Below are 12,385 nucleotides of genomic sequence, written 5' to 3'. Positions count from 1 at the left end.
ATCTCCAGGTGCTCCTCACTTATCGGCTCGCTGGTACGGCGAGGAGACGATTTCATCGAGCTCATCGAGTATCCGGTCTTGGTCGGCGGGGGACAGTCCGTCAAGGCCGTCTTCGGCCGTCGAGGAGAGTTCCCACGTCCACCCGTTGTCACTCATCGCTCGTGCCGAATCGCTCGTGGGCTTCCTCGGCACTCGTCGTTCGACCTTCACGGATGTCTTCTTCGGCTTCGAGCAGAGCGACGAGTTCCTCGCGGTCGAACGTCGGGAACTCGACGGCGTCCCGAAGCGTGTACCGGATGAACTCGCTCCGGCTGTTGAACCCCCGCCCCTGCCACGTGTCGTCTATCTGTTCGAGGAACGACTCGGTGACTTTGAAGTTCACCGTGGCAATATCGTCTCCGCCATCATCGTTTGTAGCTGCTTCAGACATATAGACGTAATACGATAGTTTTACTAATGGGCGTTTCGGCGGAATCTCAATCTTCGACAGACATCACCCAGAACGTCGAACACCTTCTTGCCCTCAAACGGAATGGCGCGCCCGCGCCATTCCCGTAGCTCGCGGACAATTCGTGGATTCGAACTTCGTTTGAGCCTACTGACAAAGAACCTGCCATTCTCGTCAACCCGTGCGAATCGATGGTACTTGAAAAAGCCGAGATCCAGCAAGAACAGCCGTCCACACATCCATTTTCCTGTCTTGAACAGCGTGCTCTCGTGGGTCCGCTCGTCGGTGATCGCCCACGCGATCACCGACTGGGCGGTGACGCTGTGAACGAGGTAGAGGTTGAGTCCGGAGACGTTTGGATGGGTCGCAGGGAACGCTGACAGGAAGCGGTGTAACCGCACGACGGTGGCGTCAGCGACGATGATGTCGCGGAAGTGCTTGAACGCTGGGGCAACCGTGTGTGGGACAGCGACCTCCTCGACGGCGTAGTCGAGGAGGTCGCGTAGTAACTGTTCGAGTTGTGGGGTAAGTCGGTCGTAGAAGCTTGAGGGGAACAGGTCTTGCCCCGTCGCACCGTTGTAGGTACGGCGATACCCGCCGATTGAGCGGGCTTCGCCGCCGACAGCGAAGCCCACGATTAGCGTCCATACAAGCACTTGGACGTCCAGTTTGCGGTCTCTGACGACGACTTCGCGCTCACGCGCGAGGTCGTCTATCATACCAGAGGGGAAGAGCGAAGTCAACAGCGACGTAACTGCATCTGGGGAGAGTTTCATTCACCTCCCCTTCGTTCTCTGAGTTCAGGTAGCCGTCGGCTTGCGATTTATCCTCTTATCCGAATACGAATGCTCTATGATATGTGGTAGGTTATTGACCTGCTAGTACAGATCAGTCTCGACGTTGAACAGCGGCTGAAACTACGCGTGCCTGCACGAATGTTCTTGAACATCGTTCGCAAGGAGATGCCCGTGACGTAGGCGTTCCGCTCGGTGGAACGCCGACTCTTGAGATATATCTCTACCAAGTCCAGTTATTCTTACTCTAACACTCGTCGAAACCAGTAGATTGTCCCGTCATTCCCGAAGCAAAATGCGGTCCGTGATTATTCCAGTAGCCTAGCGGTGATGTTAATTGCTACTCACCAGCGGTTGATGCACATTCCGAACACCTGATTATGGAGTGGCAGCGCTGGGGAGGGGCTACAGTCAGCGGGGAGAAACGACTGAACAGGCGGGTACACAGATAGATTGTATACGAAAACGATTATATTAGGCAGGTCAAGCACCGAAACGAGATATCTCTCTAACAATTATTCAGTTACTTCAGCGACGGTCGCACTCGACTTGGATGGCCCGTTTTAGTGACCCGTCCAACACTGTCTAGTGATTCAACACATCCGAATGCAGACAACGTTTCAACAACAGACTATTGACAATCATTTTGAATCGATTACTTAGCGGGCCAGTGAGCTCACTCAGATAACAATCGAGTTACCACACAAATGAGCGAATTGAACTCATATAGAAGTCGCTTGAAGCGGCGATTCCTTTGGATATATATAGTAGAGATTACTTGGACGAACCAGACAACCACTTATGAAAATACTCCATATATATGACGAGTATGACCAAGTTCTCCCAGGCGAAGGCTCCGGACCGTATATTGTCTACAAACTGGCAAAAGAGATGGCACGGGCAGACCATGATGTAACGGTACTAGAACGTCAATGGGAGGGGACCGATCGGTGGAGCCAGCGTGACGATATCACATTTCACCGAGTGAAACTTTATTTCTGTTCAGATGATTCCCGAAACGAATCGAGTCGACCTCGAAATCTCATCCAGACACCGACAGGGGTGGCGAAATTCCTCTTGGATCGGTCTGAGATGGCTCTCAAAATATTCGCCCATCTCCGTCAAAACGAATACGATGCAATTTTCGTTTACTCGCCATTCGTGGCTAACATCCTCGTAACCCTGTCATCATCGGTTAGAAACAAGACGGTGTATCGTGATCTTATCGGAGAGGTTGATGTCAGACTGGGCCTCACTCCAAAGTCCGATCGCCCCCTGGCTTTTCGTTACATACTTCCCGATCTCTATCTAATCAAGCGAGCTGGCAAGACAATTCTTCAAAACGACCGACTCCGTGCCGACGTCGAAGAGCACGAAAAAGTAAAACCAGAAAACGTAACGGCAATTCCCTATGGCGTGGATACCGACACATTCACTCCCGAAATTCCTCATAGATCGGTGAGAGAGAGATACGATTTGTCTGCCAATCAGGTGGTTCTCTACTCAAGCCCGTTGATTCCCCGAAAGGGATTCGACCACTTAGTTCGAGCCGCAGACATTCTTGTTAACGAGAAGGGAAACGACGACATCCTGTTTGTTATTAAAAGTCGGTTTTACGAAGATGAGTACCTTACGGAGCTTCGGGAAATGAGGCGAGATTATGGGCTCACAAATAACCTCAAACTCATTATTAACGATATCCCCTTCGAAGATCTAAAAAGTATGTATGTGGCCAGTGACGTTTATGTCCAACCCTCATTACAGGATCCGTGTCCGACCTCTCTGCTGGAGCCAATGTCTTGTGGTCAACCATTAGTTGGGTCTGATATTGGTGGGATATCGCAGATGATTGAAGACGGAGTGAACGGGTATCTAGTCAAACCAGGCGATGAGCGGACGCTTGCGTCCGCCATTGATAAAATATTGTCAGACCCGGGCCTCCGCCAATCGATGGGGCAAAAAAGTAGAGAAATTGCTGTTGAACGATTTGACTGGAACAAAATAGCGACGCGACACTTACAGGTCTGTCATCAGATCACGTCTAATCAGTAATTGGGTGGAACAGAACAAACACATAGAGGGTGTCATAGAACGATTACCACACCAAAGAGCAGGGTGAATGCTGAGATGGTATGGCCTCAGCGACCCTGCACGATGATCCTTCGGTAGAGACGTTTTTCAATGTCGCGGAGACCGAGACGTTAGCGTTGTTTGAGCATCTCTCCTTCGAGTTTCTCGAAGACTTCGACGTGTTCGCCCCGGCGAAGACGGGGCGAACACGAGAGAACGAGCCACCAGAGATGATGCGTGGCTTCCTTCACTGCTATTACCACGACATCTACGGCATTCGGCCGGTTGAGCGGGAGCTTCAGAACACAGTTGTCTGGCTGAGCTGTGGCTTCGATCGACCGCCGTCGAGAGACGCGGTCGATCGCTTCCTCACCGACCTCGAACACGTCGTTGACGAGGTCTTTGACCGACTCGTCGAGCAGGCCGCCCGCGCGGCCTGCTCGATTTGACCTACTGCATTGATTCAACGGATGTGAGGGCGATGCCCGCCGATCAAGAAGCGTCGAAGTGCTACGAGCCAACCGACAACGAGTACTACTACGGCTACGGTTGCACGATCGTCTCGACCGGGCAAAAAATCCCGATTGCAGCCGAGTTCACCGAGAGTAAGCGAGCGCCAGAGGAGACGGCGATGCGCGTCACACGTGACGCGCTCGCCGTCGCCAAGCCAATCTGGATGGTCGGTGACAGCGCCTACAACACGCTCGACTGGCACGACAACCTGCTGGCCGCAGGGGTCGTGCCGGTCGCTCCGTACAACGCGCGAAACACTGACGACCCGAAAGACATCGAGTACAGGGTCGAAGACCGAATCGAACAACACAGCGAGGACGTTCAGCTGAAGCAGTCCACGTTGGATGAGACGTATAACCGCCGGACTGGAGTCGAACGAACCAACGAATCAGTGAAGGACTGCGGCCTCGGGCGAACGCACGCCCGAGGCCGCGTCCACGCACGGGCGCGGGTGTTTCTTGCCCTGTGTCTTCGCCTTGTCGTCGCTATCACCAACTACGAACGTGGAGACAATCCGGGAAGTACGATCATCACGGTGTGAGAAGAGTTCTATGACACCCTCACACATAAGTAAAAAGTATACGGTTAGAGCGCTCGAAATATATTCCTATGACTGACTGGTCGATTGTTGAATCAGTGTTGAAGTATGACTGTGGTTGGTTTATCGTGGGTTATGACCTAGTTAATCAACCCTCCGGTGATTTAGCCAAATACTATTGGGTCGATCGTCCGACAAACGGACTTGGAATCGTCGCGCTGTGTGATGGCCAAGTAGCAATGGTCGAGCAGTATAGGCCGAAGTTGAAGGAGATGTTTCTCGAATGTCCCGGGGGCGATTTGAAAGAAGGAGAGTCATATGCTGAGGCAGCCGCCCGGGAACTTGAGGAAGAAACAGGATTGCAAGCAGGACAGCTAGAGGTCGTTACTGAGTATTACCCATCAGCAACCATGCGGTACAAACGGGGTGTCGTCGTAGCAACTGATCTCGAACGAGGCGAACCAAACCCCGATGACGATGAATACATCAACTGGCAGTTCGTCCCTGCTTCGAAAGCGTTGGAGTTGGCGAGAACACCTCCGACGACCGGGTGGACACTCACAACACTGCTTGAAGCAAAAGAAAGGGGGTATCTCGAGTAGCCAGTTACTCACATAGTGTGTCCGGCTGGCCGTATTGCGGACTACGCCCGACGCCGACGTACTGGAGGCCAACCCGTTCGACTGTCCGAGGAGAATACATACCCCACCCATCAACTAGGATCACGTCCCTGTCGTTCGCTTCGCGGACCCGAAATAGGTCGAGCTCTTTGAAAAGTGGATTGTTGTTCGCAACCACGAGAACGTCGTAACCGGCTCGTTCTACGAGCGACGTGAGACTTTCGTCATCGGTACGTTCAACCGGCCGAGCGCCAAGAGATTCAATTTTCTCGTTCTCTACGTGTGGATCGAAGGCATCTATTTTCCCGAATTCATCGAGTGCCTCAATTATCGGACCCGCTGGTGTGTGCCTGATGTCGTTCGTTGCTGGTCGTCCCTTGAATGCTACTCCAAGTACGAGAGCGTGGATGTCGTCGTATTCAGTAAGAGCATCCTTGATCATTGAAACCGTCACGTTCGGCATCTCTTCGTTTAGACTCCGTGCATTTACTATCATTTCACTCGCTAGTTCGCGGGCCGTGAGTCCGTCCTCATCAAACTCATCTAGAAGGAGATAGGGGTCCTTCGGAAGACATCCTCCTCCGACACCTGCGCCTGGCTGTTTGATGTTGTTTCGGTCATATCCCTTGTTTGCTGCTGTAATCAGGGATTGACCATCTAGTCCGTAGGCGCGAGCGATTTCTCCGAACGCATTTCCGATGGCAATATTCACGTCCCTGTACGTGTTGTCCATCAGTTTCACCATCTCGGCTGCACGTAGTGGCCCGACCCGGACGATTGTGTCCGTTACTTCGCGGAACACTTCCTCCGCAGCGTCTACCGAGGGCGTGTTGTAGCCTCCAATGATTTGTGGAAGATTCCGGAGTTCCGACAGTGCAGATCCCTGGAGCGTACGTTCTGGGGCGTGTGCTAAGAGAAAGTCCTCACCCGCTTCTAGACCAGTCTCTTCCTCGAGTACACCGACCATCTGCTCGGCCGTACCTGGTGGGATTGTCGACCGGAGAATGACTAGGTTGTCTTCCTGGATAACTGACGCAATGGATTTGACCGCAGATTGAACGATATCGACATTCGGACGGTTGTCAGCTCTCAGCGGCGAGCCGACTGCAAGGATATACGTCGACCGGTCCGCAGCTTCCGGGACGTCCGTATCACGGGCGAATCTGAGATTTCCCAACCTGCGCTGTGTCGCGATAGTGTTCGCAAGTTCCGGTTCCTCGAAGTGTGGCTCGTTATTTTGGAGTCCTTCGAGCTTCTCTTCGTCCTGTTCGAGACCGAGGACATCAAACCCCACTTCTGCCATAACAGCAGAGAGAGTGAGTCCGACGTATCCCTGGCCAACGATGCAAATTTGGTTACGTGTCGTCGACATTGTTTGCGTTGATATAATGGGTAGTTAACTTCTTGATACCGCTCGAAAGAGGGATTGATGGTTTCCAGTCCACTGTGTTTCTAAGTTTTGTGGTATCTGCAACTTTTGAATCAGTCGGGTCTGGGTCTCCCGAAAATCGCGTCTCGACTGACTGCCCAGTTTGCCGTTCAACTTCCTCACTGACTGTCTCTGCGAGTACATGAATACTTGTCCCTTCCCCGTAACCGACGTTATAGACATCGCTCGTGTCGCTCTCGCAACAGGTCACAATGGCTTCGACAAAGTCGTCGACATAGAGAAAATCACGAACGGGATTTCCGGGATGTGGTTCAATGACTCCGTCTTCAACGGCTTGATTGATGAACTCAGGAATGACTTGATGGACCCGGCCTCCTGGTCCGTAGATATTGAATGGGCGTAGCGTCGTCACTGCCATCTCTGACTGGACACGTATTGCATCACACTGGAGTTCAGCCGCCGCTTTGCTCGCACCGTACGGCGTCTCAACGCGTACTGGGGAAGACTCGTTGATCTCGCCGGTGACCCCTGAGTCATACACCCAATACGAAGATATGTTTATGAAATTTGATACCCCATAGCTGGCGGCGGCAGCTAGCAGTGCACTCGTGCCGGAGGCATTTGTTTTAAAACACTGATGCGGCTGATTAACGCTGTCTCGTGGAGCGGTGTACGCACCCAGGTGGACAACCGTTTCGACATCTTCCCATGGAATATTGTCGACTGTTTGTTCATCTGTCAGGTCCAGTTTCACATTTTTCAAATTGTTTGAAATATCGCTAGGTAACGTTCCCGACCGTGTGCCGGCTATAATCTGCTCACTGACAGTTGAGACGAAATGTCTTCCTACTAGACCTGTTGCACCTGTTACGAAGACCGCCATTTGTCGGCTGTCACCCCTATTAAATCCCTACAATAGGCGTCAAACGTCCTCTCAAGACCCGACGAGAGGGACACCTGTGGGTCATAATCCAAGCCACCTTTGGCATTGGATATGTCTGGCTGTCGTCGTTTCGGTGATCCTGATAATTCCTTGGACTCGATATGCTCTATTTTAGGATTCACTTCGGCAATATCGAAAAGATGCTTGGCCAATTCATTAATCGTGATCTCGTCCTGTGTGCCGATATTGTAGATTTCGTTTGCTCCCTCTGTTCTAGTTACAGAGGTGGTGATCGCATTAATTGCGTCTGAGATGTAACAAAAGCTTCGTGTTTGTGTCCCGTCTCCATAGACAGTGAATTTTTCATCGTTAAGGATTCGCTCTATAAACTCGGGAATAACGTGATCATATCCCATTTCTGGTCCGTACAGGTTGTGTGGTCGGACGATTGTGTAATCGTATCCATCTTCCGTGGCGCCGTGAATGACGTACTGCTCACCGACTATTTTACCCCCGGCATACGAGTATCGTGGGTTTTCACTATCCATTATCTGGAGTGGATGTTCCTCAGGAGTGGGAAATTCTCTCGGAAATCCATAGACTTCGGACGAAGATGTGAAGAGGACGCGATCTACGTTCTGCTCATTAGCTAGGTTCACGATGTTCCGAGTCCCAGCGAGATTCACATCTAGTACGTCCATCGGGCGGTCGTAGAAGTGTTTCGTCCCGTTGATAGCTGCGAGATGGAAGATAACATCTGGGTTATCACTCGCATCTTTCAGTTTCCCCTCTGAACGGATATCGCCCTCAACGAAAGTTATCTTGTCTAGTACTGGATCCAGCCGATCACGGTTTCCTCTGTCGACATTATCGAAGACAGTGACTTCATTTCCCGAAGCGACGAGTTCCTTCGTCAGGTGCGAACCGACGAAGCCAGCCCCGCCGGTAACGAGCGCCTTCATGAGCGTGTTTCCTCCGCTAAGAAGTCCTCGATCGTATTAACGATGAAATCGGTGTGTTCCCCGTGCATTTGATGATGATTTCCAAAGAACACACCCTGCTTGTGAATCGTGTTTGCCATCTCCAGCGGTCCGGCGTAGTCCTTTAGGTGATTAAACGCCGGATGTTCGGCGAGATTCCCTCCCATAATCGGCCGAGTTTCGATTCCGTGTTCTTCGAGATACGCTGTGAATTCGGCCCGGGTGAAGGGCGCTTCTTCCCGGATTACCAGTGGATATCCGTAGTATGTATGTCGGCCGCCATCCTGTTCGGTCTGAAATCGGAAAACGTCATCGTGTGGTGCAAGAGCATCAGTCAGTTTGTGCGCATTAGTCCGTCGTTGCTCTACGAACTCCTCGAGACGGTCCATCTGATGGATACCAAATGCACCTTGAATTTCAGTCGGCCGTACATTCAATCCTGATTCAAGAAACAGAAACCGTTCATCAAATTCCGGATGCTTTGCTGCAATCTCTTCACTTTCCTCCATTTCTCGAATCCATCCGTGAGCACGAACTGGTTTCACCTCTTCAACCCGGTTTCTGTCCGACGAGACCACCATTCCCCCTTCGATTGTGCTGATATGATGGGCAAAGAAAAAGCTGTAGGTACCATATTCTCCAAACGTCCCTACCTTTTGGCCATCCAGTGTCGCCCCATGTGCCTCGCAACAGTCCTCAAAGAGAATGAGATTGTGGTCGTCACAGATCTCCCGAAGTGACCGGATGTCAGCAGGATTTCCAAGTAGATGAACAGCCATGATAGCTTTCGTGTCCGAAGTAATTGCCTCCTTAACTGCTGCTGGATCAAGATTGAATGTTTCGTCGGAATCAACGAGAATTGGTTTACACCCAATGTCGAGAATTGGTGCTACACTCGTCGACCAAGTACAGGCAGGGACAATGACCTCGTCGCCTTTTACGAGACTGGGTCGCTCGTTTGAGTTCCGTAATGCTTTGAGAGCCACCAGATTAGCAGACGAACCTGAATTGACCATCACACCGCCGCTTGCATTTAGATAATTAGCAAACAGGTCTTCGAATTTGGCTACCTTCTCACCCATCGTTACCCAGGTTGACAGCATCGACTCAAGGGCTTCGAGAACCTCTGGCGCTCCAAAACTTGGCGCATTCAACGAGATGGTGTCCTCGCCAGGGGAGAACTCTTTTGAACTTTCCTCCAGTTCCACAAAGTAATTCTCAATGGGTTCGGAGATCTCATTTAAAACGGTATCATAAGACGGTGGCTGACTCATGTATATGTATCCACTTATACACAATATACTTGAATATGTCGATGGGTATGATCCCAACATTAGTACCTCACAAAGCTCGTAAGTTGAAGGAGTCCGCTTGCCAGATCGAGCTGAAGAGTTGGCCGAGTATCAGTACCTCACGAAGCATCGCCAGTTAGCCTGACCTGAGCCACCTGTTCTGTTGTGATGAGTCGTCGCTACTGGTCAAGCAACGCTGATCGAAGAGGGAGCTGTCGCTGTCGGCGGCGGTCAGCCGCCGACGCGACAGCGTTGCCACTCCTGAAGGGAGCTTGCTCGATCAGTGACTACCGGTGGACCGATTATCAGGTGGCCGATTCGCGGGGACGGCCCGACGCACCGCGAGGGCCGTCCACGCAGCCCGCCGAACCATATTCACGAACTCCTTGTATGGCCACCACCAGAGGCGACGTCCGCCTCGGCGGGGCGTCGCCACGTATTCGTAGTGCAGATCGTACTCTGTCTTGAGTTCACGGAACAACCGCTCAACTACCCACTGACAGCGATAGATCGTCGCTACATCGGTGGTTCCCATCGAGTCAGTGGATAGTCACAACTGATGAGGTTATATTCTCAGGAAGCGTCTGGATGGGTGTTGTGAAGTTCCTCTACCATCCAGACACGGTTCTTACGGCCTCTGATCTTGAAACCTTAGCGCTTGATCTCCTCTCAGGGATTCCGATCCCGGGAGTCGAAGGCTGCGGCTTCGACTGCGGGATCATCCGGCAGACGCTCCTCCAAGCTGCTGTCGACCAGAAATCCATCAAGCCCGTCACCGACACCACTCGTGGAACGTACTCCGACGATTACACGCTCGCTCAGCTTCAAACCGTCCCACCTGACGAACTCGAAGCCGTCGTCAACGACCTCTTCGTCCAGCAGGCGGCGATGATCCTTGGGCCGGGGCCGAGGATCATCTGCCTCGACTTCGTCGATATCCACTACCACGGCTGTCCACACGCTGAGGTAGGCGAACTCTGCCACACGAAACCCCGCGATGGCACCTCTCAGTGCCATCGCTACCTTGCTGGATTCGTCCTCTGTCGGGTGAAACCGCTTGTCGTCGCAGTCACACCCGTCAGAAGTGACGAACCCAAAATCGACGCAGTCGAGCGACTGCTCTACCGCGTCGCGGCTCTCCCATTCGATGTCGTCGGACTCCTCGCTGACCGTGGCTTCTACGACGGCGAGTCGATCGAACGACTGGATGCAGTTGCACCAGTCGCTCTTCCGATCATCCGCCGTGGGAAACAGATGGCTGGGAAACTAGACACGACAGTCTCGTACTGGACAGAGTACGTTATGTACGAAGGGAGCGAGCGGGAACTGCGCTTCCCGTTCGCGGTTTGTGTCTCCTATCAGTAGGGTAATCGAGGCAAGCACGGCTTGCTCGTACGAGCCTACGTGGCGTGCGATCTGGCCGATCGCACGCCCAAGGAAGTCGAAGCTCTCTACCAGAAACGCTCAGCTATCGAGACAGCCTTCCGGACGATGCGGGAAGCGCGTGCACGCACGAGCACGACTGATCCAGCGGTGCGGTTGTTATCCGTGCTCGTGAGCTTCCTGTTGCGGAATCTCTGGGTGATCGTTCGCTGGGGCGTGCTCGCCACGCCGCGACGCGGCGGGCGAGCACTGCCCGTTTGGTTCCGCTTCGAGATGTTCCGGGAGTTCATCGACCATTCTCTGGATGGAACGTTACGCCGCAAGTGGGAAGTGGCGACCGACGGTGTCGGTATTCCGGCGACCTACAGCCAGCTGGACGCGGGCTGAGACCGCCCGCGTCCAGCGGTTTCCGTGAATGAGCGACTGCTTCGCGTCTTGTCTAGGTGTACGGCGCCCTTCTGGGTGGAAGAGCGCCGTCTCTGTTCGACTCACTGAATCGGTCGCTCTGGTCGCGTTCGTTTTGCCTCAGAAATCGAGTCAGCAATCAGGAACTATGGGAACTACCGACATCGTCCGGGAGAAACTCTTCACGCGGCAGATTCGTGATGTACAAGTGGTAGTCGTCGGCGTCCTCATCGCGGACGCCGACGACGCGGAATCGCTTCGTATCCAGCGAACGCGTCCCGTTGTACTTCCCTCGCTTGAACTCAGCCTCGACTTCTACATCGATATACGTCCGGTAGAGGTCATCAGTGACGTCGTGGATCTGCTCGCCCTCCAATGGAATGGCGTCGCCACGCCATTCCCGTAATTCCTCTGTTATCACTGGGTTTGCGTCGGGTTTCAGCCGGCTCACGAAGTAGCCATCGTTCTCATCGATCAACGCGAAGCGCCGGTACTTGAAGTACGCCTGGTCGAACAGCACCAACCGATGTTCAAGCCACGGGCCCGTGTTGAACTCGGTGCTGTCGTGGGCTTTCTCGTCGGTGATGCTGAACCGGTCCAGCATCTGCTCGCTTGGGTTATGGAGCAGGTGGAGCCGTGCTCCAGCCTGCTCCTCGTTGCGTCCTTCGAACGCATCAGAGAGGAACTGGTGCAGACGTAACACCGTCCCATCAGCAATCATCACGTCCCTGAATCGGTCGAACTCGTCGCTCATAGTGTGGGGGACAGCGACCTCGTCGAGGCCGTACTCGACGAGGTCGCGGAGGTACTCAGCCAACGATGGCGTCAATCACTGGTAGTAGCCACCGGGAGACAACGATTCGTCAGCGGTAGCGTTGTAGCTTCGTCGGAATGCTGCGAGCGTTCGGGTCTCGCCGTAGTGGTTCACAGAAGATTTAGGTGTACTTTGAGTTGGTAGGATAATGACGGGACGAGAGAAAGAGATCGTCCGCCACCTCAGTGAGGACGATCTCGATCGCTTGCTCGCACAGACTGATGACAAGAAGGTGAGCAAGCGGATCATCTTCAT

9 protein-coding genes and 4 pseudogenes are annotated in these 12,385 nt (G+C 53.0%); 4 read left to right on the top strand and 9 right to left on the bottom strand.

What is annotated here, in order from left to right:
* Positions 1–15 precede the first annotated feature (15 nt).
* Genes ACQUQ0_RS16330 through ACQUQ0_RS16320 form a run of 3 tightly spaced genes read right to left on the bottom strand, consistent with a single transcriptional unit; the run spans position 16 to position 1,224 of the window.
* Entirely contained in the window at positions 16–156 is a 141-nt protein-coding gene (locus ACQUQ0_RS16330; protein WP_435186686.1) for a hypothetical protein, read from the bottom strand.
* Entirely contained in the window at positions 149–430 is a 282-nt protein-coding gene (locus ACQUQ0_RS16325; RefSeq protein ID WP_435186684.1) for a ribbon-helix-helix domain-containing protein, read from the bottom strand. The genes ACQUQ0_RS16330 and ACQUQ0_RS16325 overlap by 8 nt, the downstream gene beginning before the upstream one ends.
* Before the next feature lie 23 nt (positions 431–453).
* Positions 454–1,224 (bottom strand): IS4 family transposase, encoded by a 771-nt coding sequence (locus ACQUQ0_RS16320; protein ID WP_435186682.1) that lies wholly within the window; start codon positions 1,222–1,224, stop codon positions 454–456.
* An 819-nt stretch (positions 1,225–2,043) separates the two neighbouring features.
* Between ACQUQ0_RS16320 and ACQUQ0_RS16315 the strand changes: the two genes are divergently transcribed.
* The 3 genes and pseudogenes from ACQUQ0_RS16315 to ACQUQ0_RS16305 all read left to right on the top strand — a co-directional run bounded on the left by ACQUQ0_RS16315 (position 2,044) and on the right by ACQUQ0_RS16305 (position 4,965).
* Positions 2,044–3,294 carry a glycosyltransferase family 4 protein gene (locus ACQUQ0_RS16315; RefSeq protein ID WP_435186680.1) on the top strand — a complete coding sequence of 417 codons (1,251 nt, stop codon included), beginning with the start codon at positions 2,044–2,046 and terminating at the stop codon, positions 3,292–3,294.
* An 80-nt stretch (positions 3,295–3,374) separates the two neighbouring features.
* Positions 3,375–4,366, top strand: a pseudogene (locus ACQUQ0_RS16310) (transposase).
* A gap of 68 nt (positions 4,367–4,434) precedes the next feature.
* Positions 4,435–4,965, top strand: coding sequence for an NUDIX domain-containing protein (locus tag ACQUQ0_RS16305; RefSeq protein WP_435186676.1), 531 nt, complete (start codon positions 4,435–4,437; stop codon positions 4,963–4,965).
* Between the two features lie 4 nt (positions 4,966–4,969).
* Here ACQUQ0_RS16305 and ACQUQ0_RS16300 read toward each other — a convergent pair whose 3' ends face one another.
* From ACQUQ0_RS16300 to ACQUQ0_RS16280, 5 genes and pseudogenes are all read right to left on the bottom strand, one after another.
* Positions 4,970–6,355, bottom strand: a complete 1,386-nt coding sequence (locus ACQUQ0_RS16300) for a nucleotide sugar dehydrogenase (RefSeq protein WP_435186674.1) — start codon at positions 6,353–6,355, stop codon at positions 4,970–4,972.
* A complete protein-coding gene (locus ACQUQ0_RS16295) occupies positions 6,339–7,256 on the bottom strand; it encodes an NAD-dependent epimerase/dehydratase family protein (protein WP_435186672.1) in 918 nt (305 codons plus the stop codon). The genes ACQUQ0_RS16300 and ACQUQ0_RS16295 overlap by 17 nt, the downstream gene beginning before the upstream one ends.
* Entirely contained in the window at positions 7,241–8,218 is a 978-nt protein-coding gene (locus ACQUQ0_RS16290; RefSeq protein WP_435186670.1) for an NAD-dependent epimerase/dehydratase family protein, read from the bottom strand. The genes ACQUQ0_RS16295 and ACQUQ0_RS16290 overlap by 16 nt, the downstream gene beginning before the upstream one ends.
* The gene (locus ACQUQ0_RS16285; protein WP_435186668.1) at positions 8,215–9,444 is read right to left on the bottom strand and encodes a DegT/DnrJ/EryC1/StrS family aminotransferase; all 1,230 of its coding nucleotides are present in this window, start codon (positions 9,442–9,444) and stop codon (positions 8,215–8,217) included. Before ACQUQ0_RS16285 ends, ACQUQ0_RS16290 begins: the two co-directional genes overlap by 4 nt.
* 364 nt (positions 9,445–9,808) lie before the next feature.
* Positions 9,809–9,979: pseudogene (locus ACQUQ0_RS16280) on the bottom strand (ISH3 family transposase); the annotation flags it as partial.
* Between the two features lie 137 nt (positions 9,980–10,116).
* Here ACQUQ0_RS16280 and ACQUQ0_RS16275 point away from each other — a divergent pair.
* Positions 10,117–11,298: pseudogene (locus ACQUQ0_RS16275) on the top strand (ISH3 family transposase).
* Positions 11,299–11,470: 172 nt separating this feature from the next.
* Here the strand turns inward: ACQUQ0_RS16275 and ACQUQ0_RS16270 are convergent.
* Positions 11,471–12,232 (bottom strand): annotated as a pseudogene (locus ACQUQ0_RS16270) (IS4 family transposase); the annotation flags it as partial.
* Between the last annotated feature and the right edge of the window lie 153 nt (positions 12,233–12,385).

The organism is Halobellus sp. EA9, assembly GCF_051195055.1.
Taxonomy (GTDB): Archaea; Halobacteriota; Halobacteria; order Halobacteriales; family Haloferacaceae; genus Haloquadratum; species Haloquadratum rubicundus.
This window is presented reverse-complemented; position numbering and strand designations above follow the sequence as displayed.